Origin of the sequence: Polynucleobacter sp. IMCC 29146, from assembly GCF_021395195.1 — a bacterium.
Classification (GTDB): domain Bacteria; phylum Pseudomonadota; class Gammaproteobacteria; order Burkholderiales; family Burkholderiaceae; genus Polynucleobacter.
Map to the genome: position 1 here is coordinate 198,660 of NZ_JAJVCR010000003.1, position 26,716 is coordinate 225,375.

Sequence of the window (26,716 nt, forward strand, 5' to 3'; positions counted from 1 at the left end):
TCAATAGATAGATGGGTAGCGTTAAAAGCTTATATTAGCATTTAATGAACCCACCCTTTCCCCACTTAATAATGCCCACGTTTAGCAACGCTGCGACCATTCATGCGTGGCAGGTAGCTCCGAACGGCACTGCTTTAGAGACTTTGGCAAAAGGGATTTGGCAGTGCGCAGTACAAACGGGTCAACGCCCTTTGGTTGTACTCAGTACGGCAGGGCCAGTAATTGGCTTGCGAGCTGGTCTTGAGCGGTATCGCCCTCAAGACTTAAGTGCAAGTGTTCAACCTGGAATTGCCTTCTTGCCTCAAGTAATGAGTAGTAACGATTGGTTAGAGGCTGCACCCAAAATTTGGTCTTTACCGCCAGCGCAAAATGCTTTGACCCGTTGGTTGGCGGTGTATGCAACTCTTAAGAAACACCCACAATTACAAGCTTGGTTTACCGCAGACAGCGAAGCGGGTACTTGGGGTTTAGCCCAAGCCATTATTGAGGCTTGCGACACCTTATCAGCAGCTGCCTTGCCCGAGTTACAAAAAGCCCTCGATTTATCAACGCAAAATTCTGCCACTTGGTTGGCCACCCTAGAACCTATTTTAGAAAAAGCTTTAGCTGCAGCATACCCAGTTTTAGCCCGGCAAGTGGTTGATAAAGAGGCGCAGGTCTTACTGAATTTTTGGCGTTATTTAAGTGGCGTAGGCGATCCCATATTTCGGCGGCATTTTGCCATGGCAGCGCATTTACAAGCAGCAAAAGAGTTGAGAAGCGCAGGGCAAGGAGTCTATGCACGGCCGCTGATTTGGGTGCAAACCGCCGATGCTAAACCCATTGAACAAGATATAGTGCAAGCGTTTTTAAATGATTATGCGCAGCATGCAGTAGTTGTGCAAATTGAAATGGCTTGGCAAACCGTAGCCCTATGGCCCGAGGCGCTTGCTGCGATATCCGCAGAGCGGCTTGAGCAAAACCATGAAGCCCAAACTGCCGAACACATTGCACACAATTTAGCTCATGCGCCAATGAAAAATTGGCGATTAATATCTGCGCGCAGTTTTGAAGAGCTGGCATGGGCTGCAGCCCGCAGTATTGAAGAGCAAGTGATGGCTGGCAAAACCAAGATTGCTTTGGTCGCCCAAGATCGTTTAGCAGCTCGTCGCGCGCGCGCTTTATTGGCGCGCCTTGGGCCCGCGCTGAATATTCTCGATGAAACGGGCTGGAAACTATCTACTACCCGCGCTGCTGCAGCTTTAAATAGTTGGTTGGTTTTATTGCGGGCGCCCGAGCAAGGGCCAAGTGCGTTAGATCTTTTAGAGTTTTTAAAAAATCCATTTTTAAATTTGCCGCATTGCTTAGGGCAATCTCCAGAGAATTGTGCTGGCTTAGTAGCCGAGCTAGAAGACCTTTTCATTGCGCGACAAGCGCAAGCGGGATGGGAAACATTTTATTTGGCAATTGAAGGGGTCTCGGCATATTCGTCAACCACGGCACCAAACCCACTGTTGCTGCAATTAGTGCAATGTATTCGTGGGCGCTTAAATACTTGGCAGAAATTAAAGTTAAGTTGTGCAACTGCGTACGAAGCGCTGATTGCAGATTTAGAAATATTTGGAATGGCTCAAGGTTTAGAGCAAGATTCTGCTGGTCAACAATTATTAAATGTTATACATGGCTTTGATTTGGGCTCAAGTGATTATAAAAATCAAAAAATGCGCTTGGGCGAATGGTTGAGTTTATTAAAAACGGTAATTGAAGAAGCTGCTTATGAAGAGTCTGGAAGGGAAGCAGCTGCGAGCTTGAGCATTTTGCCCTTAAGCTCGACTCGTCTACGCCAATTCGATGCCGTAGTGGTAATAGGCTGCGATGAGCAGCAGCTACCTGCTTATGCAGATCCCCCTTTATTTTTTTCAGAGGCACTAAATTATTTTCTGAAGAGCTCAACAATTACTGCGCAATACATTCAACAGGCTAAAGATTTGTCGCAATTATTAATGAGTTGCCCGCAGGTGGATTTACTGTGGCAAAGCAAAACGAATCAAGCAGAACCATTGGGACCTTCACCCTGGATTCAGCGTTTACAGCTGGACTTTCCGCTTTGGCAAGTAAAGCCAGCAAGGGTTAATCTTCGTGCTGGTAAAGCCCAGCCTTTACAAATGGCCAGCGCGCGTTTAAGCCCCGACTTGCCGATGCCCTTATCAATGAGTCCCAGCGCTTATCGGGCTTTACGCGACTGCCCTTACCGATATTATGTGCGCAGTTTATTAAACCTCAGAAAGCTACGCGACTTCGAAGAGGGTTTTGATGCTTCTTTAGCAGGACAAACTGTGCATAAGGTATTGCGGCAATTTTATGACGCACTTAAAAGTGCTGAAATACAAACACATCTGGATCTTGTGAAGAATCTGGTAGTACGACGCCAATGGATGCTACAAAATTTATCGCAAATTTCTGAGCAGGTTTTTAAGCGTTTAATTGATGGTGATGCCAGAGTCTTAGGGGTCTTACGCGATTGGCAAAAACAAATCCCCAGTTTTGTTGATTGGCAATTAGCACGTGAGGCAAATGGTTGGCAATTCATGAATGCCGAGACTCCCGTAGGGTTTGATTTAATGTTTCAAGATAGCAATGGGATTGAGCGAGCCATGCGCATTGAAGGACGCGCTGACCGGTTTGATACCAATATCCATAACCAAAGTGCCGAGGTGATTGACTATAAGCATCAGCGTCTGGATAAAATTATTTCGCGTGCTGAAAGCATTTTAGAAGATCCCCAGTTATTAATTTATGCGCGCGGCGCCAATGAAGGTCGGCTTTTTCCAGCGCATCAAGTAAACCTGGCTGCATGGGTTGCCTTAAGACCGACTATTAAAGCTGGACAAGAAGAGGTAGAACGCGCGTTAACACTTGAGCAAATGCCTGAACTCATGAGCGAGTTTAATGAGCAACTCACTGAAGATCTGACTCAGTTATGGTCGGGCGCAACGCTGACAGCTTTTGCCCCTGACGGGGTATGCTTGTATTGCGAGGCACGCGGCATCTGTCGCAAGGGGGTATGGTGAGTGATTTAAACGCCGCTTCGCCAATCCAATTTGATGTTGCGCTTGCATGCGATCCGCAACGCAGTGTAGTGGTTTCGGCCTGCGCTGGTAGCGGGAAGACGTGGTTATTAGTAGCCCGCATGGTACGTTTACTGCTGGCAGGTACTAAACCACAAGAAATTTTAGCCTTAACTTTTACACGTAAAGCCGCACAAGAAATGCGCGCTCGCCTGTATGGTTTGCTTGCACAATTTGCCCGAGCTAGCGATACGCAATTACTTGATGAGCTAACTAAGCGGGGTTTAAGTGCAGCACAGGCTACTGCTGCATTGCCAGAAGCAAGGGCTTTATACGCCAAGGTTTTAGCTAGTCCGCAAGGGATTGTGATTGATACTTTTCATGGCTGGTTTGGGAGGTTATTGGGTGCCGCACCAATTTCTACAGGAATTCAGCCGGGCTTTAGTTTGCGTGAAGATAGCAAGCGTTTGCAGGCAGAGTGTCTCGACGATTGGTGGGGGGATTTACCCGTCACTTTAAAAAATCATTATGACGTACTCTTGGCACATTTAGGTGCACACGAGACTCAGCAATTTTTACTTGGGCACTACAGCCTCTTTAAACAAAGAGGTGCATGGGCTTTCTATGCCGAAGCATGTGCGCAAAAAGGTATTACACCATTGCAGCAGTTAGAACAAGATTTACCGCTGGTAAAAAAACCTAACCCACTTTTAGCCTTGTGGAATGCACCTAATATCAAAGCAGATTTAGATTTACTGCTGCACTATTTCAGCAATAGCAATGCCACAGAGCGCGAATATGTCGCCGCTGTACAGGCGGCAATTAATTGCAAGTCTCGGGATGGTGATGTAATGGAAATTATTTCATCATGGCAGAATATTTTTCTTAATCTTAATGGGGGCTATCGCCAAGCAAACAATAAAGTCGCAGGCGAGCTGAGTAAATTTCTCAAGCGAGAAAAACTTCCAGAGGCTAAGCATGTTGCATTTAAACAATCTTGGGGTGAAGCGCTAGTTGCATATATTGAATGGCAAAAAGATCAAGTTGCGTATGCGTTAAATCAAGCCTGGTTTGCAATGAGTGCAGCAATGATGGAGCATCTAAAACAAAGTAAAGAAGCATTGCGTGTGCGTGACTTTGATGATTTGGAAATTGACGTTAGTCGGCTCATGAACCACACAGTTAATGCGGCTTATTTACAAGCCCGTTTAGACGCTAAATATAAACATATTTTAGTCGACGAGTTCCAGGATACGAATCCCTTGCAATGGCAAATCTTGCGCTCGTGGCTTGATGGATATGGCAATGATGAATCGAAGCCTAGCGTTTTTATTGTTGGCGATCCGAAGCAATCGATCTATCGGTTTCGCCGCGCTGATCCTAGATTATTTCAGGAGGCTGAAAATTTTCTGCAGCAAGAATTAAAGGCGGTGACCTTAAAGCAAAATACTACTCGCCGCAATGCCATGAAAGTAAATAAGGCTGTTAATGCTATTTTTATGCGTGATCAGTTGCCCGAGGGCTATCCATTTGTTAGTCAAACTACGACTTGGAATACGCCACCTATTCAATTAGATGATGCCAGTAAGCCAAATGAAGCTATTTTAAAGATGCCATATTCACTACATGGTGAGGCAGTATTGTTGCCCTTAATTCCGCTGGATGTTAATGAGACTTCCCCGCGGAAGGGTAGCGCTTTTGAAGCGGCAATTGTCGATGTTCGGCAAACTGCTGATGTTCTGCAGCGTTATACCGAAGGGAAGAGAATTGCTGAACTTATTCATCATGTGCTGCAAACCCGAATGGTTTTGGACACAGATAGTGTTGAGCCCATTTGGCGAAAACCGCAACCTAGCGATTTTTTAATCCTCGTAAAACGGCGTAAATATATCCCGCAATTTGAACTTGCGCTGCGTGAAGCGGGCCTTGCTTTTGAAAGCTCTCGCCTTGGGGGTTTGCTGAATACCCTTGAGGTAGATGATTTAATCGCCTTACTGACCATTTTGGTCACGCCTCGGCATGATTTACCCCTAGCCCAAGTATTACGAAGCCCACTTTTTAGCTTTAGTGAAGAGCAAATGCAAATTTTAGCTAGTGCGATGGCCACGCAAACTTATCGCTCCTGGTGGGATGCCTTACAACATTCAGCAGATCATGAGATTCAGCAGGCTGCGCGTTATTTAGAGCATTGGCGAATATTGGGTGAGCGCTTGCCAGTGCATGATTTATTGGATTGTATTTTTCATGAGCGCGATTTGCGGATGCGATACGCGCAGGCATCAAAAACAATTGACCGCCCGCAAGTACTTGCTAATTTAGATGCATTTATGCATGTTGCACTAAATCTAGACGGCGGTCGTTATCCAAGCTTAAGTCACTTTATTGCCGAAATAAATTTGCAACGACGCGGAGATGACGATGAAACTCCCGATGAGGGGGAGGTTGACTTTAACCTTGGAGATACCGATGCGCTAAATGATATGTTGGAAGAGGAGCACCAGCAACGCGTGCGCTTAATGACGATTCACGGCGCCAAAGGTCTAGAGGCCCCGTTCGTAATGGTGCTCGATGCAAACCATACTGCAGGCACCCACGAGCACCGCGGGGTATTGCTTGATTGGCCTTCAAATCAAACTAGTCCAAGTCATTTATCGATGTACACCTTAGATACTTTAACTAGTCCCCGCAGGGAAATTCGTGATAAAGAATTGGTGATTGCTAAAAATGAAAATTGGAACTTACTCTATGTGGCAATGACTCGCGCTAAACAGGGTTTATGGATTAGTGGGGTGGCTCATTCCAAAGGCAATGACATAGGTGTTGATGAAAAATCGTGGTACAGCAGGGCGCTTCAAGGTAATTTACCTTTGCTTGAAGAGACTTTATTAGCGCCAGTAAGAGTAGCTATAGGTAGAAACGAAAAAAAGATCCCGCAAGATAAAAATCAGGCCGAGGCAGCATTTTCAATCGATGATTTTCAAATCAAGTGGGAGGCGGCAAAAGCTCACCATCAGCAGTTAATTGGCAAGATTGAAGACGGCATAGTTTTAGATGCTTTTGCTTCTGCAGCAGAAGAGGCTGAATTCAATCCGGATATTTTGGAGCAAGGTAAGCATTTTCACCGGCTAATGGATTCCTTTTCCATGCAAACCGGTGTTACACCCGCTAATTTGCCCGATGTGCAAGAGCTTGCTGTTTGGTTCAATATTGATATTGAGCTTGCAGCTCGTGCGCTCGAGCGCGCCCGAACCGTATTAAATGTACCGGCACTTAAGACTTACCTCACGTCTGGTGAGTGGATTGCCGCATGGAATGAACTGGATCTTGTGAGTACTAGCGGTAAAAATTTTCGCCTGGACCGCTTAGTAGAATTTTCCGATCGCTTAGTCATACTGGATTTTAAGCTGACGATTCCTTTAGCCGGTGATGCTAAAACACAGGCCAGAGCAGATCAGTATCGCGCACAGTTGAATAATTATGCGCAAGAGCTCACGCGAATTCGGCCAGACAAAGTGGTTGAAGCTTATTTAATCTCAGCATTAGGGGAAATGGAGCAGATTATTTAATTACTGTTTTGGGTGTTTGAAAAATCGACTTTTGCGAAATTACTGATCCTAGTCCAGCGTAGTTTGGCCCACCTAGGCGTGCGACTGGACGTAGTTGAGCACTATCAATTTTATAATTCTGAATTAAATCTGGGCGAATATGAAAAACCACGATTTCCCCGACAATAAATTCAGAGCCGGTATCACCATAGGATGTCGCAGAGTGAAAACGGCACTCCATGCTTGCGGGCACGTTTGTCAGACGAGGAACCTTCACTTTTTCTGAGGATATGGTTGTTAGCCCTAGTAATTCAGCTTCACTGCATTCCGGCGGATGCTCTACAGCACTTTCATGAATCATGCTTATCATGGTTTCATCAGCGATATTGACCACAAACTCACCGTGCTCGTATATATTTCGCGCTGTATCCTTCATTTTTCCATCTTTACGGCCAACGTTAATGCCAATCATCGGCGGCTTGTTTGAAACAAAAGTAAAGCAACTATAGGGAGCAAGATTAATAATTCGCTTTTCACCGGAAAGAGGGCCTAAAGTGGTAACCCAAGCAATTGGGCGCGGTACAACAATGCCAGCCAGCAATTTATAGGCCTGTTCGGGGTTTATATCGCATGAGTGAATATGTTGCATCGGAGAAATCATAATCTTGCTGGCCTATAAGCTATTATTTGAGATAAATTTGGAATAAATAAGCCGCGAAATAAGGCTTACTTAGGGAAATTCTATTCTAAACTGATGATGCAGATATAAGAATTGATAAAAAGCATATACTTTTACATTCACTATTAAAATTACATGATGACACCTCTAAAAAAATATATTTTGCAATTTAGCTTACTAATTGCGACGGCCTTATTTCATTCCCTTGCTTTTGCCGTGTGGCCAGATAAGCCGGTAAAAATTATTGTTCCTTATCCACCCGGAGGCAATGTTGATGTTGCCGCCCGCATCATAGCTCCAGAATTAACGACCGTTTTTGGGCAACCTTTTGTCGTGGAGAATAAAGCTGGGGCAGGAGGCATGATTGCTGGGGAATTCGTTGCTCGTTCAGCACCTGATGGCTACACGCTATTTATGGCGGCTAATGGCCCCTTACTCTTTAGCCCAATTATTTTTGGTAAAGATGTATATAAATGGAATAAAGACTTTGCGCCTATCAGTTCAGTTTCCTATACGCCCTTAATTCTGCAAGTTAAGCCATCATTGCCGGTTAAAACGCTAGGCGAATTTATAGCCCTCGCCAAGAAAGAGCCCAATAAATTAAATATGGCCTCACCGGGTGCAGGCACCACTAATCATTTGGCTAGCGAGCTACTACAGTCTCTTACTGGCGCGCAATGGAATACCGTGCACTACAAGGGCAATGCTCCGGCTACGGCCGATCTGTTAGGCGGACAAGTTGATTTTAATTTTGATCAAATTTCAGTTGCATTGCCATTCATCAAGGAAGGCAAAGTTAGGGGTTTAGCGGTGACATCGCCTAAGCGAATTACGTCAATTCCTGATGTGCCTACTTTTGCCGAAGCGGGAGTACCGAGCATGGTAGCGGTAACTTTTACTGGCTTGCTTGCGCCTAAGGGAACGCCAAATGAAGTTTTAGAGCGCTTAAGTGAGGCTTTGCAAAAAATATTGCAACAAGCAGTTATTAAAGAAAAGTTTGAAAAATTAGGCGCAGAGGCGCGTGGCAGTTCACCTAAGGCATTTACTGCCTATTTAACTGAAGAGGACACTAGGTGGACGCCTATTATTAAGAGTGCGCGCATTAAAGCTGATTAATTGCTTTTCACTCGGCAGCCAATTTAAGAAAAAATGAGTATGAAACGTAAAAGTATTTATGCGGAAGGTTTTAGTCATAAAAATCCAATACCTGCAGCGTGCCAAGTTGGCAATATGTTGTATTCAGGAAGCATTCAAGGAACCGATGCGTTGACAGGCGCCTATGGTAAAACTATTGATGATCAATGCCGTTTGATGTTCGCCCATGTCGAGCGGATTATTAAAGCTAGTGGTGCATCAATGGAAAATATTATTAAAATGACGGTTTGGATGAAAGATCGTGCGCAGCGAGCACCCCTAAATCAAGTTTGGCTCGAAATCTTTCCTGATCCAGCCTCACGGCCAGCTAGACACACAATGCAGGCTCCATTAGATGGAGAAAAATTAATTGAGTGCGATTTTATTGCAGTGCTAGACCTGTAACTAGATGAAGAATTATCACCCCTTTAACCCGCAGCCGACCGCGCCATCCAAACCCCCGCCTCCCTTCAGTTGCGATAGTCAGTTTCATGTGTTTGGTCCCCAAGATAGGTATCCAATTCGTGTTGGTGCAGCTTATGAGATGCCAACAGCAACTATCGAAAAGGCTCTCGAGTTACATCGAATTTTGGGTATTGAGAGAGGGGTCATCGTACAGGCTACGACTTATGGTGTAGATCATCAGGTTGTACTGGATGGCTTAGCTTATGCGGGCGCTAACTATCGTGGCTGCGCTAACGCAATTGTTTTACTCGAAGGTAGTGATGCTTACATAGAACAACTTCATTCTGCTGGTGTGAGGGGAGCCCGATTTACAAGACAGGGCTTAGGCATAACGATGAGCAATGCAGATTTTGATCGGGCTATAGGTAGGGTGCGAGAGTTAGGTTGGTATGTCAAATTTCAACCTGAAACTGCCGGCATCTTAGAGCAAGTTGGCTTATTCACTAATTTAGATATGCCAGTTGTTATTGATCATATGGGTCGAAGTGATGTTAGCTTGGGCAGCGCCGACCCATCGTTAAAAAAATTATTAGATTTATTAAAGCAAGGTAATTTTTGGGTAATGTTGTCATTAACAGAAAAACTTTCTAAATCTGGATTGCCCTGGGATGATGTCTTGCCATTGGCTCATCAATTGATTGAATCCGCCCCTAATCGTATGATTTGGGGGAGCGATTGGCCTCATCCATTATCAGTAAGTCCGCCACCAGATGAAGCGCTCTTAATAAATCAACTTTATAAATACGCACAGAATGATGATGCACTTATTCAGCAAATTCTGGTGGATAACCCGGCTACATTATTTGGTTTTAAATAAACAGCTATTTTTAGAAATGGGTATCAGTTGAAGACTGTCATTGGCGCACTATTAAATTTTCAAGGAGTTTGGGATCGGTACGCTCCAATAATGAATCAAGAGCCACATAACAAGCCGCCTCTATACCCAGTCTTATATATCAAGCCTGTTAATACCTGGAGAAAATCGGGTGAGCCAATTATGCTGCCGGCAGGGATTCAGGAAATCGAAATTGGAGCAACGCTGGGCATTGTGATTGGGAAAACAGCAGTGCAAATTGAGGAGGCTGCTGCATTCTCATATATTCAGGGTTACTTAATAGCTAACGACGTAACTATTGCCCACGAGAAAATCTTGCGACCACCTATTAAACAGAAATGTCGCGATAGCTTTTGCCCAATGAGTGAGATGATTATTGCTTCTGATATTAAAAATCCAAATAATTTTAATATTAGCGTTTACATAAATGACGAACTTAAGTTACAAAATTCTACTAAAAATTTAGTCCGCCCAATTGCTAAACTGCTTGCTGATATTACAAAATTTATGACTTTAAATGAAGGGGATGTTGTTTTGGTAGGTACCCCGGAAAATTTACCTCTTGCACGAGCTGGCGATAAAGTTTCCATTGACATTAGTTGTGAAGGTAAGAGCATTGGGCATCTGGTTAATTTTGTTAAGCAGGAGCTTGTCTCATGAAACATGCGCGCGTAGCTTATGGTGGTGCACTTCATCAGGCAATGATGCTAGCCGATGGAATGCTAAAACTGGAAGATGGTAGGGTGCTAGCTGAAGACCAGGTGGTATGGTTGCCGCCACTGCAACCTCAAACTATTTTTGCCTTGGCATTAAATTATGCTGATCATGCCAAAGAGTTAGCTGAAAAATCTTCAAAAGAAACTGGTAGCTTTCTCAAGGCCCCAGTTATTGAGCCAGTGATATTTTTGAAGGGCCCAAATACGCTTATTGGCCATCAAGGCTTTACTAAGCGGCCTGAAGGCGCAGAATTTATGCACTATGAGTGTGAGTTGGGTGTAGTAATTGGTAAAGCAGGCAAACGAATTGCCCGGGCAAACGCGATGGATTATGTAGCTGGATATACTGTTGTGAATGACTATGCAATTCGTAATTTTTTAGAAGGTTACTATCGCCCCAATTTACGGGTTAAAAGTCGTGATACGTGTACTCCAATTGGCCCCTGGCTGGTAGACAGGGATGACATAGCCGACCCCATGAATTTAGTTTTAACTACTCATGTCAACGGGGTATTGACTCAAGAAGGCAATACCAAAGATATGATTCATGATATTAGCGCTTTGATTGAATATATTAGTGATTTCATGTCCTTAAATCCTGGTGATGTGATTATGACCGGCACTCCAAAAGGCTCTGTCGATGTATTTCCGGGAGACCAGATAATCTGCGAAGTTGAGGGTATTGGTAAATTAGTCAATACCATCGTTGCCGATTGGCAAGTTACAACTTAGGGCAAAAATGTTATCACCAGAAATCATTACTGAGCTTGCGCACGAGTTATATACTGCAAGAAAAAAGCGGCAACAAGTTCGCCAGTTTTCTGGCCGTTTTCCGGTAATGACGATTGAAGACGGCTATGCGATACAAAGAGCGTGGGTCAAGCTCGAGCAAGCTGATGGGCGGGTAATTAAAGGCCGCAAAATTGGTTTAACTTCACGGGCTATGCAGCAGGCTAGTCAAATTACTGAGCCTGATTTTGCCCCTTTAATGGACGATATGTTTTTTAAGGCAGGCATTGATATTGCTATCGATCAATTTATTGCCCCCCGTATTGAGGTCGAATTGGCTTTTGAGTTAGGCAAGCCTTTACGTGGCCCCAATGTTACGACTGAGGATGTTTTGGAGGCCACGAAATATGTCATCCCTGCACTTGAAATTATTGATGCACGCATTGAGCAATTTGATCGAGACACCAAAGTGATGCGCAAAGTATTTGATACGATTTCTGACTTTGCTGCTAATGCTGGCATTATTCTCGGAGATCAGCGGGTGAAGCCTGACGCGCTTGACCTTCGTTGGGTAGGCGCTATTTTGTCGAAAAATGGTGTGGTAGAGGAAACCGGCCTTGCTGCTGGTGTGCTGAATCATCCTGCTACTGGCGTAGCTTGGTTGGCCAATAAGATTGCTCCTTACAAGGAACAATTAAATAACGGCGATATTGTTTTGGCTGGCTCATTTACCCGCCCGATTACTGCTGTAGCTGGCGATGAAATTGCTGCAGACTATGGCCCATTGGGGGCAATTCATTTCCGCTTTATTTGAAGGTTTCATTTCAAATACCAATTGGCGTTGCCCTCACATCACTCTGGGCCCTAGCCAGCTAAATTAGCCCCACAGACGAGAGCAGGACTATTAAGCTAATACCTAGTAAGGCGAATAACCAAGTGGGGAAATTGTAGAATAGATAATCAAGGATCATGTCAAACCCGTTCAATTACCAATGCTATTCCTTGTCCAACACCAATACACATAGTACAAAGGGCATAACGCAGCTTTTTTTCTTCTAATTCAACTAGAGCAGTGGTAATTAAGCGCGCGCCACTCATTCCTAAAGGATGACCTAGGGCAATAGCGCCCCCATTCGGATTAACGCGTGCATCATCATCGGCAACGCCCAGTTCCCGAAGTACCGCAAGACCTTGTGCAGCAAAAGCCTCGTTTAGTTCGATCACGTCGATTTGATCAATCGTTAGCCCTAAGCGCTTAAGTAATTTTTTTGTAGCGGGGGCGGGGCCAATACCCATAATGCGTGGCTCGACTCCAGCAGTAGCCATGCCAAGAATTTTGGCTCTAGCTTTGAGGCCATGTTTTTTAAGCGCCTCTTCTCCTGCAAGTAGAAGGGCGCAGGCCCCATCATTAACACCTGATGCATTTCCTGCGGTAACTGTGCCATCAGGGCGAACGATAGGCTTCAGTTTGCCAAGCGCTTCTAATGTTGTAGCGCGGGGATGTTCATCGGCAGAAACAACAATGGGGTCACCTTTTTTCTGTGGAATGACAACCGGAGTAATTTCTTTTGCAAGGCGTCCACTTGCTTGTGACGCCGCTGCTTTATTTTGACTGCGCAGTGCCATCTGATCTTGATCAGCCCGATTAATATTAAAGTCTACCGCTACATTTTCTGCGGTCTCGGGCATTGAATCAACACCATAAGCTTGTTTCATGAGGGGATTAATGAATCTCCAGCCAATCGTCGTATCTTGAATGGAGTTCGTTCTTGAAAAAGCTGACTCTGCTTTGGGCATCACAAAAGGTGCTCTGCTCATACTTTCTACACCGCCAGCAATCATGAGCTCAGCTTCGCCAGCCGCAATGGCTCTTGCCGCAGTACCGACCGCATCCATCCCAGAGCCACAAAGGCGATTAATCGTCGCGCCAGGTATGCTGGTTGATAAGCCAGCAAGTAAAGAGCTCATTCTGGCCACGTTGCGATTATCTTCGCCTGCTTGATTGGCGCAACCATAAATCACATCTTCTACCTCATTCCATAATACTGACGGATTGCGCTCCATTAAGGCCTTGATAGGAATTGCCCCCAGATCATCTGGCCGCACGCCTGATAAAGAGCCGCCATAACGACCAATCGGCGTTCTGATTGCATCGCAGATATAAACGGGCAGCGTATTTTTTGAGTTCATTAGCTTATATTATTTTTTTCTTTTTAAGATCTTGTACTGCTTTTTCGGAGTACCCCAAAATATTAACTAGCACCGCGTGATTTGAATCGCCTAATTTTGGGGGCGGGCGAAGATATTGTGGAGGAGTACCTTGTAGCCTAAGTGGGCTGGCAATAGTTGCAACTGTTGCCCCATCGGGATAGGCGGTATCAATCTTCATTTTTCGATAAATTACCTGCGGGTCTTGAAATACTTGTTGATAATTATTGATCTGCCCACAGGGCACATCAAATTGTTCTAACACTGAAATCCATGCTGCTGCTTTTTTCTTGAGCATGGTTTTCGCTAGTTCTGGCACAAGTTCAGAGCGTCCAGTAATTCTGCCAGTTACTTTACTCCAGCGTTTATCTTGGGCTAGGTCGGGCCGCTTAATGGCTTCGCAATAGCGCTGCCACTGGGTATCATTACCTACGGCGACCACAATTTCACCGTCTTTGACAGCAAAAACTTGATAGGGAACAAGGCTTGCATGGGCATTGCCATAACGAAAAGGAATTGTCCCATCGGCAAAAAATCCGGTTACTTGATTGCCGCCAAGGGCAATAATGCCATCGAGTAGCGCCATATCGATATATTGACCTTGGCCGGTTTCATTGCGGCTATTGAGGGCTGCCAGAATGGCAATTGAACTGTACATGCCAGTAATCACATCAGCAATAGCAATGCCTAATTTTTGTGGGCCACCACCTGGTAAAGCGTCAGCCTCCCCAGTAATACTCATCATTCCACCAATGGCTTGAAAGACAAAGTCATAACCTGGTTTATGCGCATTGGGTCCATCTTGACCATAACCGGTAATAGAGCAATAGACTAAACGGGGATTTATTTTCTTCAGGCTCTGATAGTCCAGGCCGTAACGTTTCAGGTCGCCAAGCTTATAGTTTTCTATCAAGACATCACTAACTTTAACTAATTCTTTTATTATTTCCTGACCCTTTGCGGATGATATATCGAGGGTAAGGGATTTTTTACCGCGATTAGCAGCAGCGAAATAACTAGAAATGCGCTGCTCATGAATGGTTTCTGTCGGATTGATCCAAGGCGGCCCCCAGCTACGGGTGTCATCACCGCATCCTGGCCGCTCAACTTTAATGACTTCTGCTCCAAGGTCGGCTAAATTTTGGGTACACCAAGGACCAGCGAGGATGCGCGATAAATCAAGTACGCGGATATGCGCTAAGGCACCAATAGTTGGCTTAGCACGGGCTTTTTTTAACATGGATTACTCAATTTTAATATTGCTATCGGTGATTACCTTGGCCCATTTATTCATTTCATCTTCAACATACTTTGCATACTGAGCTTGGTTCATGCTGCCTGCATCTGCGCCTTGTTCAGCAAATTGATTTTTTACTTGGGCGCTTTGCAGAGCAGCTAAGACATCGCTGGAGATTTTACTTAAAAGATCGGGAGCCATTTTAGGCGGCGCATACATGCCAAACCAAGCCGTTGCTTCAAAGCCTTTCAAACCCGCTTCACTGATGGTAGGTACATCTGGTAACGCAGCAGCGCGGGTGAGGGAGGTAACACCAAGTGCCCGTAACTTGCCCGATTTGATGTGTTGCAATACGCCAGGTACAGAATCAAACATCACTGAAATTTGATTGCCTAAAAGATCGTTTAGGGCAGGTGCAGCGCCCTTATATGGCACATGAACCATATTGATGCCCGCCATCGCGTTAAATAACTCACCAGAGAGATGATTCGCCCCGCCTGTTCCTGCAGAGCCAAACATAACCTTGCCAGGGTTCGCTTTAGCATAGGTAATTAATTCTTTGACTGTTTTTGCTGGAAATGCGGGATTGACAACCAACACATTAGGTACGTTTGCCACCAAGGCAACTGGCGTAAAGTCGGTGCGGGTGTTGTACTTCAGGTTTTTATATAAATTCGGATTAATGACATGATGTGTAGCTGTCACCATGAGGGTGTAGCCATCCGGCGGCATCTTCACCAGTTGCTCGGAAAATACTGTACCGCTTGCACCCGCTCTATTTTCAACTACGACAGATTGCGACCATTTTTTGGTTAATTCATTGGCTAGAATACGAGCGAGGATATCCGTTGTGCCGCCGGGTGGAAATGGGACAACAATTTTAACTGGGCCATTGGGAAAATTTTGCGCTAAAGCGCTAGCTCCGACAATTGCGAAACTGAAACCTAATAAAAGATTGCGTACGAATGTATTTAGTTTGCTCAATTGCCTAACTCCTTATTGTTAACCTAATATGCGTCATTTCACCACTTCATTACGACGCGAGGGGAAATTCAACTAAGGCTTCGCCAACGGCAATTATTTCATTTCGTTGATTGTTCACCGCGATGTCTAATGATACCCACTGACCTTTTTGTGTGGTTTTGACTGCAGTGATGACGGCACTAGGGGTAATTGTGTCGCCTGGTTTCACTGGTGACTTCCAACGGGTTTCTAAGCGCCGGTGCACTCCGCCTTGGGGATAAACCCAGTCGGTGATCATTTTGGAGATGACCCCAAAATTATTCATGCCATGCATGATGATGCCGTCAAATTTGGTTTTACCAAACTGTGTTTGCATGTAATTATCATCAAGATGTAAGGGATTAAAATCGAGCGAAGCTTCACAAAATTCACGTATCGATTCTCTTGTAGGGTAGAACGGCGTGCCCTGAATTTTGTCTCCAATATGACATTTTTCTAATGCATGACTCATTAACTTGATCTCATTATTTTTTATTGTGGACGAATGGTCCAACCACGCCCCGAGCAGATTACTTCATTATTTTGATTAAAAAAGACATTGTCATGAATGACGAACAAACGCTCCTTTTTTATAAATTTATCCAGTGCTCTTGCTTCAAGGCGGATAACATCATTTGGTCGCGCTGGAATGTTATAACTCCACGATTGACCGGCGTTAATGGTTCCCGGGCTTCTCATCCAATCGTCGGCTGGGGTACAAGAAAACATTAAAAGAATATGAATTGCAGGCGGGGCGATGATGCCTTTGTAAGGAGTGGTTTTTGCATAGGCTTCATCAAAGTAGAGTGGGTGAGTATCGCCAATGACTTTGCAATATTTTTGGATTGCTTCAAGCGTAAGGGTGTAAGGAATTGTTTTTCTAGCTTCGCCCGGAATAATGTCATCCCAGCTCTTGCGAATTTTTTCATCCTTCCAGAAATCTGTTTCAAAATTACTATTTGACATTGCTCTTTTCAATTGTATTTAAATAGAATATGACGACTGCTAAGCAGGCTATAGCAATCGAATCATGGTTATGCTAGGGTGTTTAAATTAGCCTGTCAAGGGATCAACATTTAGTGAACTATTTTCTATGGGATGCGCTGAAAAAAATCTTTCCCTATTATTCTCAATAGTTTAGGAATATTCTGCCGAATTACTAAAAACCTAGTACTTACCCGCTTTTTTCTGGGAATTACCTATGATATGGTTAAACAAAATAGACATAGGAGACTGTATGACAAGTAGATTATTAAATAGCTGCTCTTGGTGCCGTACAACTATATTGTTGGTTTTAGCTTGCGGCATAAGCGGTATGGTAGCGATGAATTCCGCATTTGCTCAGCCATATCCTAATCGGCAAGTTACTTTAATTGCGCCTTATGCTGCTGGTGGCGATAGTGATTTTTCTGGACGCAATTTAGCTGCCGTTGCGACCAAATTAATGGGTCAACCTTTAATCGTACAAAACGTGGTGGGGGCTTCTGGCACCATTGGCTCAATGCGCGTTCGAAACGCTGCGCCTGATGGCTACACCTTACTTATTTCGCGTGGCGGTTCACAGGCCATTACGCCCGCCTTAGATAGTAAAACGCCTTATAAGTGGAATGAATTTACGATGATTTCTTTATTGGATTTTAATCCGGTTGTGTGTGTTGTCAGGCCCGATTCACCCTATAAAAATCTGAAAGAATTATTAGAGGCTATTCGCACGCAGCCGGGCAAATTAAATTACGCTACTGCTGGGCCCGGTACGACCCAGCATTTAGCGGTTGAGGTCATGCTGCGCTCAGTCAATATTCCTTCAAGCTCTGCAGTTATGATTGGTTATAAGGGGGGTGGCGAGGCAACTGCAGCCTTGCTGGGCGACCAAGTGCAATTTTTATGTAATAACCTAACTACCTTAGTAGGGCAAATTAAAGGGGGTGCAATGCGCGCCTTAGTATCTTCTTCTGCCGAACGGCTAAAAGAATTCCCTGAAATTCCTACCGCGCGTGAAATGGGTGTGGCCCCATTAGAGCAAGTAATGGGTTGGAGCGGCTTATATGGCCCCCCCGGCTTGCCTCCAGAGGTGGTCAATAAATGGGTTGAAGTGCTGAAAAAAGTGGCGCAAGATCCTGATTGGAGTAAAGGCAATAACACTGTGGCCGCAATTCCGGCTATTCGCTCGCCAGCCGATACCGAAAAATTTGCTCGCGAGCAAGTTGAGTTATATGAAAAGTTAGGTACCGCGCTAAATTTACGTAAGTAATCAACAGCAAGCCACTGTTAATTCTGCCTAATTTAATTAATAGTGGTGCGGCACTTGAAATTCTTTTAATGCGGCCAGGTCTGGAGTAATACCCAGTCCTGGAAGCGCATTTAAGGTGATGCAACCCTGATCAAGTTTAGGTAGTTGGGGCGCTAAAAGTTCGCGTAGCGGGTTAGGATTAGCGTCGACCTCAACAAAGCCAAAGGTATTTGCACTTGCTTTGAGATGCATTGAGGCTATTAAGCCAATGCCGCCGCCTAACCAATGAGGGCAAAACATATTTTTACTTTTCACAATCGCTTGGCCAAGTGCTACGCCGGCGCTAAAGCCGCCCCATTTACCCATATCGGGCTGCAGGATCGCAAAGGCCTTGCTCTCTATTGCATTGGTAAATTCGAGCATGCCCCGCATATTTTCCCCAGCAGCTAATGGGATGGGCGAATGTTTAGCCAATTCTTGCCAGACGCTTAAAGCACTATCTGCTGCAATGGGCTCTTCTATCCAAAAAGGTTTGTAAGCGGCCAATTGCTGAATGCATTCACTCGCCTCTGCTGGTGTCCAAGCTTGATTGGCGTCGAGCATCAGCGGTGTATCGGCGCCTAGTAAGGCTCTTAAATTAGCTAAGTTAGCAAGGTCACTTTGTGGGTCAAAACCAATTTTTAATTTAAAAGCCCGATACCCCTCCGCCCATTTTTGGGCCGTAATTTTTTCAGGGTTGCGTGGATTAATGCCTGAGGCATAGACCTGTACGGTAGGAGAGCCATTAAAAATTTGCCATAGGGGTTGCTGTAATTTTTTGCCGATTAAATCCCACAGGGCCATATCGATGCCAGCAATGACTTGGGCAATAGGGCCAGGCTCACCGCTTTGCAAGCTTAAGATATGCAAATCTGTAGTCAGCGAAGAAAAAACTTGCTCTGGCGACGCCCACGTTTTACTGAGTAAGAGCGGGGCAGCTGCGGCTTCAAAAAGCCGTGCGCGATGCTCAGCCCCAACGGTGGGGAAATTACACCAAATTTCACCCCAGCCTAAATTGCCATCGCGATCCTCGAGCATAAGCACCAATGCGGGGCGATTATGCATGAGGCCAAATGAAGTTTGCACGGGCTCGGCAATGGGCGCACGGTAAACGATTGCATGCGCTTTAACTAAATCAATTGGGGGCAGATTCTGCAGCAAAGATCTCCCTTTACTGTAAGAGCAGTTAAGCTAAGCTATCAGCCCAGATATTTTTTGCCCAACCCCAAGCATAAATTCCTTCAAGCGTCGTTGGTTCGGGCGATAGACCGCCAGATCCAGGCACCGTTTTAAAGGTTTTTTCTGCTGCATTATATTGATGCACACTGGCTACGTGAACGACTTGTGTAGCATCGACAAAGCTATAACAAGTATTAGTCAATACTGGTGCAGAATTTACTTCTAAGTTACCCAGTTCGGCAACGATAGCTGCCGCAGCTACTTTGGCATGGGAGTTGGCCATGTGACCTGATTTAGGCATGAGCGGCGCCACTTGAATTGAATCACCCAAGACATGAATATCTTTAGCTGCGGTAGCTTCAAAATTCAGATAGTTCACTTGCACCCAGCGACCGTTGGCATTCGCAATACCACTTTTGACAGCAATATCGCCTGCGCGCATGAGGGGCAGAATATTTAAGACATCTGCCTTAACATCATCCTGCACTTCAAACTTGATCGTTTTAGTTTTTGCATCGACGCCCACAACATTATATTTTGGATGATATTCAATCATGCCTGGATATAAAGTAGCCCAAGCCTTTCTAAATAGACCTGCCTTAGAAACAATATCAGCATTAGCATCAAAAATTAAGACTTTGGATTTAGGCTTATTCTTTTTAAAGTAGCTTGCCACTTGACAGGCACGTTCGTATGGCCCAGGGGGGCAACGGAAGGGGGCTTCAGGAATGCTAATGGCATATACACCACCATCGCGCATGGCCGCAAGTTGCCGATGAAGCGCTATTGTTTCTGGGCCAGCCTTCCAAGCTTGAATGGTAACGCCGGCTTGATTCGCTTCGGCCAGACCTTTGATTTGATCCATCATCAGGTGTATACCTGGCGATACAACCAACTTGTCATACTTGATAGTCGAACCTGATGCGAGTTTGACGGTTTTTTGTTTTTGATCGATTGACTCAACCATATCTTTAATTAATTTCACCCCATGACGTTTTGATAAGTTATCGTAAGGTGACGTAATTTCTGCCATAGTGCGCGAGCCACCAATAACCAGATTTGACATCGGACAAGAAATAAAATCGGCATTGGGTTCAATTAAAGTAACTTGAGCCGTATTGTTGGAGAACATGCGAATATATTTTGCTGCTGTTGCTCCGCCATAACCCCCTCCAATAACAACAACTTGTGCTTTACTAATATTAATGGGGGCAGAAGAAGCGCATCCCGCTAGAAAGCCAGCAGAGGCAAGACTTTGACCTATAAAGTGACGTCGATTCATCTTGGCTCCTGAATTATTTTTTGCCTAGAACGCTGGCAATGGTAGTGAGTTGTTCATCGGTATAGCCTTTGGCTAATTGCGGCATGATAGTGCCTTGCTGCGCACCACTTTTATAAGCCATGAGTTTAGTTAGCATCTCGTCTTTAGTAAGCTGACCAATATTTGGCATACCACTATTGGGAACGATGACGGCATTAGTGCCATGGCAGTTAGCGCAGGTGGCCGCGAGTGAACGATTGTTAAGATTACTAGCCGATGTTTGTGCAATGCTCGGCAGGCTAAGTAGGGCCAACCCGAGAAGGCCTAAGCTAAAAACCCCACTTTTGATAAGCGGCTGAAAATGGATTAAAGGCATTGGCTCCCCCACCGATAAATTTTATATTTTATAAGACGGTTTATAACAATAATTTACTGCAACTTATTGCCCTTGCCACTTAGGGTTTTCACCCGTTAAAAAAGCCGTTACCCCCACTTTAAAGTCAGCACTGCCATAGCATTCCCGAATTAAATCATCGCAATTCGGTAAATTACTTTGTGAGAGCCGTAATAAACTGAGTTTTGTTACCTTTTGCGTAATCGGCGCTAGCGATTCAAGACGCTGAGCTAAGGCAAATGCGGCAGCACTTAATTCGGCTTGTGGGTAGGTGTGCAAAATAAATCCATGGCTAAGCAACTCTGGAGCACTAATTAATTCTGCTAAAAGCAACATACGCCTAACAATGCTGGTGCCAAGTTGCGCAGTAAGCCAGGCTAGATTGCCAATCGACAGGCAATTACCGAGTGTTTTCGCAATGGGCACGCCAAACTTAGCTTCGGGCGTGGCAATACGAAAGTCGCAGCTGCTGGCAATGGCTAGGCCACCGCCAATCGCAAAGCCCTCAATCACCGCAATGGTTGGAATGCTGAGCTCTTGCAGGGGTTGCAAATAGGCTGCAATTGAAGCTTCATAACGCATCCCATCCTCACCATCTTGGTAAGTGGCGAATTGCGCAATATCACTTCCAGAGACAAATGATTTTTCGCCAACACCACGTAAAATGGCGATCCGAATCGCGGGGGTATTTTGAATTTCTTGGCAAATTGTTCGCAAACTTTCATACATTTCTTGGGTCATGGCATTGCGAGCGGCAGGGTGTTCAAAATGAATATGCGCAATTGACCCCTCAACCGCTAAGAATACGCGGGCGATATTTTTCTGCTCTGCGTTCATTACGCGACTCATTACTGCGCTTTAATACCAAGCGTTTTAACCAATTGGCGATATTTTGCAATTTCGGCAATTAAGAAAGCATTGAAAGCTGCTGGAGTTTTAGGCCCCTCGGTTTGTAAGCCCTGCGACTCACTCATTTTTGGTGCTAAGGCTCGAGCAACGATATCCGTACCGCCACCTGGCGCAAAGCCCACAATTAAGCGAATGGGCTTAGTGGGATAGCCTTGTGCGTTTGCAGGCAAAGTACCCAAACCAAGCAGAGCAATGGCTAAAAGAGCAGTCATGCGCAAGCTATTCATCTTCTTCCTTGTAAATGATTTATATTAATCAGCTTATTCTATTCCCTCAAAGTAAAGCACTGCATGATTAATTCAGGTGCCACCAAACCTCTTCCTTTAGCCGGGGTCCGTGTATTAGATGTAAGCCAAGTGATGGCTGGGCCATACAGCTGCATGTTATTGGCTGACTTAGGCGCCGATGTGATCAAAATTGAACCACCCGGTACTGGCGATCAAACGCGGGGCGCGATGGGCTTCAAAATGAAAGGCGCCGATAGCATGGGTTTTTTAAACATGAATCGGAATAAGCGCAGCGTTGCGCTGAATTTAAAAAGTTCAGCAGGGCGGGCAGTATTTTTACGTTTGGTAAAAACAGCAGATATCTTGGTTGAAAATTATCGGCCTGGTGTCATGAAAAGATTAGGTATTGATTACGCGGTTTTGCATGAAGTGAATCCCGCATTAATTTACGCCAGTATTTCTGGGTTTGGTCAAACAGGTCCTTGGGCCGATCGCCCTGGATTTGATTTAATGGCTCAAGCCATGTCGGGCGTGATGAGTGTCACGGGGTATCCCGATGGACCACCAGTTAAAGCAGGCGTGCCGGTGGCTGATATTGGTTGCGCTTTGTTTGCGACGTATGCAATTTTGGCTGCTTATATTGGCCGCACAAAAAGTGGCGAAGGTCAATTTATTGATGCCTCGTTGTTTGATGCAGCACTGGCTTTTTCGATTTGGGATACTGCGCAATACTGGGGCACAGGAGTTGAGCCTTATAAACTAGGCACGGCAAATCATATGAGCGCACCTTATCAAGCGCTGAAAGCGGCTGATGGTTATTTTGTGATGGGTGCAACGAACCAAAAATTATGGAGTTTGTTATGCGCCAAAATTGGCCGTCCTGAATTATGTGACGATGCCCGTTTTATGACGAACCCTTTGCGTTTAGCTAATCGCCTAGAGCTCGTAGCTGAATTAGAAAAAACATTTATTACCCGTGCGAGTACTGAGTGGGTTGAGCTATTACTTGCCGAAGGGATTCCTGCGGGACCCATTAATACCTACCCCGAAGCGTTTGATAGCGCTCATGGTAAACACCGGCAAATGCGCATTGAAATCGACCATCCCATAGAAGGCAAGGTACCGAATATTGGCTTTGCAGTGAAGTTATCGGCTACACCACAACAAGTGAGAATGCCTCCGCCATTATTGGGCGAGCACACCGCGAGCATTTTGGCCGAGTTAGGCGTGAACGAAGTTGAACTTGCAAGCTTAACTGCCGATGGTGCTTTTCAGCCTTAAGTTTAAGGTGATTTTAAGAACAGTTCTTGCAAATCATTCAAGTACTGCAAACCCAGGGCAGTAGGTTTGATGGTGGTGGGGTGGCTATCAAGCAAACCCTTAGCAGTGGCTCGCTCTATTTCCTTGCCAATCGTTTGGAGCGATAAGCCGGTGCGTTCAGCAAAACTAGTGGTGGCGACACCAGCGGTTAAACGGAGTGCATTCAACATAAATTCAAAGGGGATTTCACTTGGAGTAACTTCGCGTGTTTCAATCAGTGCATGGCCTTGGGTTTCCATAGCGTGCATATACGTTTCTGGATGTCGTTCGCGTACTTGACGCGTAATTGAATGGGGCAGCGAAATTTTGCCATGGGCACCAGCACCAATGCCAATATAGTCGCCAAATTGCCAATAATTGAGATTATGTTTACAGGCCTGCTGAGGTTTACTGTAGGCTGAGACCTCATACCGTGCATAACCTGCATCGGTAAGCAGAGCAAGATTATTTTCAAAAATAGCGTCACTGTCATCTTCATTGGGTAGCACGGGAGGTTGGCTGGCGAATAAAGTATTCGGCTCTAAGGTAAGGTGGTAGAGCGAAAGATGAGTGGGGTTAAAGGCCAGTGCCGTGCGTAAATCTACAGTAGCATCGGCGCAGGTTTGTTGCGGCAAGGCATACATTAAGTCAAGATTAACGGCTTGAAAATGAGTCTGGGCAATTTCAATCGCGCGCTTAGCTTGGTTGCCATTGTGAATACGGCCTAAAGCCTGAAGCTGAGCGTCATGAAAGCTCTGAATGCCCAGTGAGATGCGATTGATGCCAGTACCAGCAAAGGCCGCAAACTTAGCTGCTTCAACAGAGCCAGGGTTAGCTTCGAGGGTAATTTCAGCCGCAGGATCGAGCGGCACTAAGGCCCGAATGCTCGAGAGCAACCAGTCTATGCCAGCGGGAGAAATTAAACTAGGGGTGCCACCGCCAATAAAAATGGTTTGAACTTTACGACCCCAAATTCGGGGTAATTCGGTTTGTAGGTCTTGAATGAGCGTGCGGAGGTAGCGCGCTTCATCAAAACCTGTATCTTTAATCTGATGTGAATTGAAATCACAATAAGGACATTTTTTTTCACACCAGGGAAAATGAATATAGAGCGATAACGGTGGAAGGGCGGCGAGTTTTATGGTCATGCCAAGTTGGCGAGTAATTGCTGTAAGGCTTGTCCGCGATGACTAAGGCGATTTTTTTCGGCTGGCAATAGTTCCGCAGCTGTTTTCCCTAAGTTTGGTAAATAAAAATAGGGATCGTAACCAAAGCCATTGGTACCACGTGGTTGATCAATGATTTCGCCATCCCAGCGGCACTCGACAATGAGCGGCTTAGGGTCGGTGGCTGTGCGAACTAAAACTAGTGCACAGACATAATGAGCAGCGCGATTAACTTGATTTTTTAATTCAGCCAAGAGCTTGGCATTGTTGCGCTCGTCATTGGCGGGCTCATATTTATTAGAAGCGTAACGCGCTGAGTGAACTCCAGGGCGGTTATTAAGGGCGCTGACACAAATTCCCGAGTCGTCTGCGAGCGTTGGCAAGCCACTGAGCTGGCTTGCATGCCGTGCTTTAGCAAGGGCATTTTCAGTAAAAGTAAAAAAAGGTTCTGCAGCAGCGGGTATTCCTAAGTCGGCTTGGGATTGCACGGTAATGTTCAGTGGCGCTAATAATTGGCGAAACTCGCGAACTTTACCAGTATTGTGAGACGCGATTAATAGTTGCGTAAGCTGCATCAACAATTTGTTTAGTGGAATGAATAAAATGGTTTATTGATCTTGTTACTCAGTTTTAATCCATAATTAATGCGGATTAAGCGGGTGGCTCAGGGCAATTTTTTGCTGCTCAATTAATAGTTGAATACCGTGTTGGGCTAAATCGAGCAACGCATTTAACTCTTCTCGCGAAAATGCTGGGCCTTCTGCGGTGCCCTGGACTTCGATCATGCCCCCTTGCCCATTCATCACTACATTCATATCGGTATCGCAAGATGAGTCTTCGGCATAATCCAAATCTAATACTGCTACACCTTGATAAATACCCACCGAAATAGCGGCGATACTATCCTGAATTGGATCTAGCTGAGGATCAGGGCTAATTTTCCCACTTTGAATTAATTGGTTGACGGCATCGCGGGCGGCAACATAGGCACCCGTAATAGCAGCAGTGCGGGTGCCCCCATCGGCTTGTAAGACATCACAATCTAAATGAATCGTGCGTTCGCCCAGTAGCTTTAAGTTAAATACACTACGCAATGCACGTCCAATTAGGCGCTGAATTTCTTGGGTACGACCACTTTGTTTGCCGCGCGCTGCCTCACGATCGCCGCGGGTATGGGTAGCCCGTGGCAGCATGCCATATTCTGCTGTAACCCAGCCTTCGCCAGAACCTTTTTTATGCGGGGGAACGCGTTCCAAAATACTGGCAGTACAGAGTACCTTGGTGTCACCAAATGCAACTAACACCGACCCTTCAGCGTGTTTAGTAAAGCCACGGGTAATTGTCACTTGGCGCAGTTGATTCGGTTGCCGGTGGCTTGGACGCTGGCTAATTTGGCTTGGTTGGCTAGTGCTAGAGCTCATAGCTTTAATTCCTTAGTTGGAGAAGATAATTTAGTAATTACAATGCCTACATGATATCGAGCATGACAGGTTATGGTAGCGCTTCACGGCAAGTATCCCTTGGCGCAGGGATAGTAGCCGATTTGCAGCTAGAGGTGCGGGCGGTGAATAGCCGCTTTTTAGACCTCAGCTTTCGTTTGCCCGATGAGTGTCGCGCCGCCGAGCCTGCTTTGCGCGAGCTGGCAGTTCAGCAATTGACTCGCGGCAAAGTAGAGTTTAGGGCAGTTTGGCGTATTAATTCCAGCGGTAAGTCAACTACTGCAACTGCGGAAGTCAGCCAAAGCCTTAGTCAAGAACGCTGCAATGCCTTGCAAGTCCTTGCCGCTCAAGTACAGACCCAGTTTACGAATGCAGCCCCTTTGAGCATTGCCGATGTATTACGTTGGCCTGGTATGGTTAGCGAGCCGCGAGGCGATGAAGAAGTATGGGTAGCAGCTACGTTAGCTGCAGGCACCGCAGCGTTGCAAGCTTTAGTGGAAACGCGAGCTGCCGAAGGCCAGGCACTAGCGGCAGTGTTACAGCAGATTACGACCCAAATGCGTTTGATTGTTGAACAAATCGAACCGCAAATTCCTGAGTTTGTGCAGCAATATCAACTGAAGCTAACCGCGCGCTTAACCGAAGCTCTAGCTAGCCAAGCAAGTTCAGGTCAACATGCGCCAGCTATTGCGGCCGAAGTATTGGAGCGTATTCGCCAAGAAGTAGTGCTCTACGCCGTGCGCATCGATGTAGCCGAGGAATTTGCGCGCTTAAAAACCCATTTTCAAGCAGTAGAGACCGCCTTAAAGGCCAAAGGGCCGGTTGGCAAACGACTGGATTTTTTAATGCAAGAATTGAATCGCGAAGCCAATACCCTTAGTTCTAAATCTGCGGCAGTCGCCTGCACTTCAGCTGCTTTAGAATTAAAGCTCCTCATTGAGCAAATGCGTGAACAAGTACAAAATTTAGAATAATC

General features: G+C 45.5%; 25 protein-coding genes. 11 read left to right on the forward strand and 14 right to left on the reverse strand.

Features of this window, described 5'->3' with window-relative positions; all coding sequences use genetic code 11:
• Nucleotides 1-71 precede the first annotated feature (71 nt).
• Together LZT22_RS04830 and LZT22_RS04835 are read left to right on the forward strand one after the other, a co-directional pair.
• Nucleotides 72-3,050, forward strand: coding sequence for a PD-(D/E)XK nuclease family protein (locus LZT22_RS04830; protein WP_233923937.1), 2,979 nt, complete (start codon nucleotides 72-74; stop codon nucleotides 3,048-3,050).
• The gene (locus tag LZT22_RS04835; RefSeq protein WP_233923938.1) at nucleotides 3,002-6,613 is read left to right on the forward strand and encodes an exodeoxyribonuclease V subunit beta; all 3,612 of its coding nucleotides are present in this window, start codon (nucleotides 3,002-3,004) and stop codon (nucleotides 6,611-6,613) included. Before LZT22_RS04830 ends, LZT22_RS04835 begins: the two co-directional genes overlap by 49 nt.
• Here the strand turns inward: LZT22_RS04835 and LZT22_RS04840 are convergent.
• A complete protein-coding gene (locus tag LZT22_RS04840; RefSeq protein WP_233923939.1) occupies nucleotides 6,606-7,241 on the reverse strand; it encodes a flavin reductase family protein in 636 nt (211 codons plus the stop codon). The genes LZT22_RS04835 and LZT22_RS04840 overlap by 8 nt on opposite strands.
• Before the next feature lie 168 nt (nucleotides 7,242-7,409).
• Here LZT22_RS04840 and LZT22_RS04845 point away from each other — a divergent pair, with 168 nt between their 5' ends.
• From LZT22_RS04845 to hpaH, 6 genes are read left to right on the forward strand one after another with little or no spacing between them, the layout of a single operon-like run.
• Nucleotides 7,410-8,387, forward strand: coding sequence for a tripartite tricarboxylate transporter substrate binding protein (locus tag LZT22_RS04845; RefSeq protein WP_233924084.1), 978 nt, complete (start codon nucleotides 7,410-7,412; stop codon nucleotides 8,385-8,387).
• 39 nt (nucleotides 8,388-8,426) lie between these two features.
• Entirely contained in the window at nucleotides 8,427-8,810 is a 384-nt protein-coding gene (locus LZT22_RS04850; RefSeq protein WP_233923940.1) for a RidA family protein, read from the forward strand.
• A gap of 4 nt (nucleotides 8,811-8,814) precedes the next feature.
• The gene (locus LZT22_RS04855; protein WP_233923941.1) at nucleotides 8,815-9,687 is read left to right on the forward strand and encodes an amidohydrolase family protein; all 873 of its coding nucleotides are present in this window, start codon (nucleotides 8,815-8,817) and stop codon (nucleotides 9,685-9,687) included.
• A 27-nt stretch (nucleotides 9,688-9,714) separates the two neighbouring features.
• The gene (locus tag LZT22_RS04860) at nucleotides 9,715-10,365 is read left to right on the forward strand and encodes a fumarylacetoacetate hydrolase family protein (RefSeq protein WP_233923942.1); all 651 of its coding nucleotides are present in this window, start codon (nucleotides 9,715-9,717) and stop codon (nucleotides 10,363-10,365) included.
• Nucleotides 10,362-11,153 carry a fumarylacetoacetate hydrolase family protein gene (locus LZT22_RS04865; protein WP_233923943.1) on the forward strand — a complete coding sequence of 264 codons (792 nt, stop codon included), beginning with the start codon at nucleotides 10,362-10,364 and terminating at the stop codon, nucleotides 11,151-11,153. The genes LZT22_RS04860 and LZT22_RS04865 overlap by 4 nt, the downstream gene beginning before the upstream one ends.
• Before the next feature lie 7 nt (nucleotides 11,154-11,160).
• The gene (gene hpaH, locus LZT22_RS04870; protein WP_233923944.1) at nucleotides 11,161-11,964 is read left to right on the forward strand and encodes a 2-oxo-hept-4-ene-1,7-dioate hydratase; all 804 of its coding nucleotides are present in this window, start codon (nucleotides 11,161-11,163) and stop codon (nucleotides 11,962-11,964) included.
• Between the two features lie 158 nt (nucleotides 11,965-12,122).
• Here the strand turns inward: hpaH and pcaF are convergent, their stop codons facing one another.
• Genes pcaF through LZT22_RS04895 form a run of 5 tightly spaced genes read right to left on the reverse strand, consistent with a single transcriptional unit; the run spans nucleotide 12,123 to nucleotide 16,563 of the window.
• A complete protein-coding gene (gene pcaF, locus LZT22_RS04875) occupies nucleotides 12,123-13,340 on the reverse strand; it encodes a 3-oxoadipyl-CoA thiolase (protein ID WP_233923945.1) in 1,218 nt (405 codons plus the stop codon).
• A gap of 4 nt (nucleotides 13,341-13,344) precedes the next feature.
• Entirely contained in the window at nucleotides 13,345-14,598 is a 1,254-nt protein-coding gene (locus tag LZT22_RS04880; RefSeq protein WP_233923946.1) for a CaiB/BaiF CoA-transferase family protein, read from the reverse strand.
• Nucleotides 14,599-14,601: 3 nt separating this feature from the next.
• Nucleotides 14,602-15,579, reverse strand: a complete 978-nt coding sequence (locus LZT22_RS04885; protein WP_233923947.1) for a tripartite tricarboxylate transporter substrate binding protein — start codon at nucleotides 15,577-15,579, stop codon at nucleotides 14,602-14,604.
• A gap of 49 nt (nucleotides 15,580-15,628) precedes the next feature.
• Nucleotides 15,629-16,069, reverse strand: coding sequence for a MaoC family dehydratase (locus LZT22_RS04890; protein WP_233923948.1), 441 nt, complete (start codon nucleotides 16,067-16,069; stop codon nucleotides 15,629-15,631).
• Between the two features lie 20 nt (nucleotides 16,070-16,089).
• On the reverse strand, nucleotides 16,090-16,563 hold the full coding sequence (locus LZT22_RS04895) for a MaoC family dehydratase (protein ID WP_233923949.1): 474 nt from the start codon (nucleotides 16,561-16,563) through the stop codon (nucleotides 16,090-16,092).
• A 271-nt stretch (nucleotides 16,564-16,834) separates the two neighbouring features.
• On the opposite strand from LZT22_RS04895, the gene LZT22_RS04900 reads away from it, so the two are divergent.
• Complete coding sequence (locus LZT22_RS04900) at nucleotides 16,835-17,848, forward strand: tripartite tricarboxylate transporter substrate binding protein (protein ID WP_233923950.1); 1,014 nt, start codon at nucleotides 16,835-16,837, stop codon at nucleotides 17,846-17,848.
• A 36-nt stretch (nucleotides 17,849-17,884) separates the two neighbouring features.
• Here LZT22_RS04900 and LZT22_RS04905 read toward each other — a convergent pair whose 3' ends face one another.
• The 5 genes from LZT22_RS04905 to LZT22_RS12765 all read right to left on the reverse strand — a co-directional run bounded on the left by LZT22_RS04905 (nucleotide 17,885) and on the right by LZT22_RS12765 (nucleotide 21,836).
• On the reverse strand, nucleotides 17,885-19,027 hold the full coding sequence (locus LZT22_RS04905) for a mandelate racemase/muconate lactonizing enzyme family protein (protein WP_233923951.1): 1,143 nt from the start codon (nucleotides 19,025-19,027) through the stop codon (nucleotides 17,885-17,887).
• A 25-nt stretch (nucleotides 19,028-19,052) separates the two neighbouring features.
• Nucleotides 19,053-20,327 (reverse strand): NAD(P)/FAD-dependent oxidoreductase, encoded by a 1,275-nt coding sequence (locus tag LZT22_RS04910; protein WP_233923952.1) that lies wholly within the window; start codon nucleotides 20,325-20,327, stop codon nucleotides 19,053-19,055.
• A 13-nt stretch (nucleotides 20,328-20,340) separates the two neighbouring features.
• Complete coding sequence (locus LZT22_RS04915; protein WP_233923953.1) at nucleotides 20,341-20,682, reverse strand: hypothetical protein; 342 nt, start codon at nucleotides 20,680-20,682, stop codon at nucleotides 20,341-20,343.
• A 63-nt stretch (nucleotides 20,683-20,745) separates the two neighbouring features.
• Nucleotides 20,746-21,549, reverse strand: a complete 804-nt coding sequence (locus LZT22_RS04920) for an enoyl-CoA hydratase/isomerase family protein (protein WP_233923954.1) — start codon at nucleotides 21,547-21,549, stop codon at nucleotides 20,746-20,748.
• The gene (locus LZT22_RS12765) at nucleotides 21,549-21,836 is read right to left on the reverse strand and encodes a hypothetical protein (protein WP_370634782.1); all 288 of its coding nucleotides are present in this window, start codon (nucleotides 21,834-21,836) and stop codon (nucleotides 21,549-21,551) included. The genes LZT22_RS04920 and LZT22_RS12765 overlap by 1 nt, the downstream gene beginning before the upstream one ends.
• 63 nt (nucleotides 21,837-21,899) lie before the next feature.
• Between LZT22_RS12765 and LZT22_RS04930 the strand changes: the two genes are divergently transcribed.
• Nucleotides 21,900-23,117, forward strand: a complete 1,218-nt coding sequence (locus LZT22_RS04930) for a CaiB/BaiF CoA-transferase family protein (protein ID WP_233923955.1) — start codon at nucleotides 21,900-21,902, stop codon at nucleotides 23,115-23,117.
• Nucleotides 23,118-23,119: 2 nt separating this feature from the next.
• Here LZT22_RS04930 and hemW read toward each other — a convergent pair whose 3' ends face one another.
• The 3 genes from hemW to rph form a co-directional block, all read right to left on the reverse strand.
• Nucleotides 23,120-24,283, reverse strand: coding sequence for a radical SAM family heme chaperone HemW (hemW, locus tag LZT22_RS04935; RefSeq protein WP_233923956.1), 1,164 nt, complete (start codon nucleotides 24,281-24,283; stop codon nucleotides 23,120-23,122).
• Nucleotides 24,280-24,876 carry an RdgB/HAM1 family non-canonical purine NTP pyrophosphatase gene (gene rdgB, locus LZT22_RS04940; RefSeq protein WP_233923957.1) on the reverse strand — a complete coding sequence of 199 codons (597 nt, stop codon included), beginning with the start codon at nucleotides 24,874-24,876 and terminating at the stop codon, nucleotides 24,280-24,282. The genes hemW and rdgB overlap by 4 nt, the downstream gene beginning before the upstream one ends.
• Nucleotides 24,877-24,942: 66 nt before the next feature.
• Nucleotides 24,943-25,722, reverse strand: coding sequence for a ribonuclease PH (gene rph, locus LZT22_RS04945; RefSeq protein ID WP_233923958.1), 780 nt, complete (start codon nucleotides 25,720-25,722; stop codon nucleotides 24,943-24,945).
• A 50-nt stretch (nucleotides 25,723-25,772) separates the two neighbouring features.
• On the opposite strand from rph, the gene LZT22_RS04950 reads away from it, so the two are divergent.
• Nucleotides 25,773-26,714, forward strand: a complete 942-nt coding sequence (locus LZT22_RS04950; protein ID WP_233923959.1) for a YicC/YloC family endoribonuclease — start codon at nucleotides 25,773-25,775, stop codon at nucleotides 26,712-26,714.
• Nucleotides 26,715-26,716 lie beyond the last annotated feature (2 nt).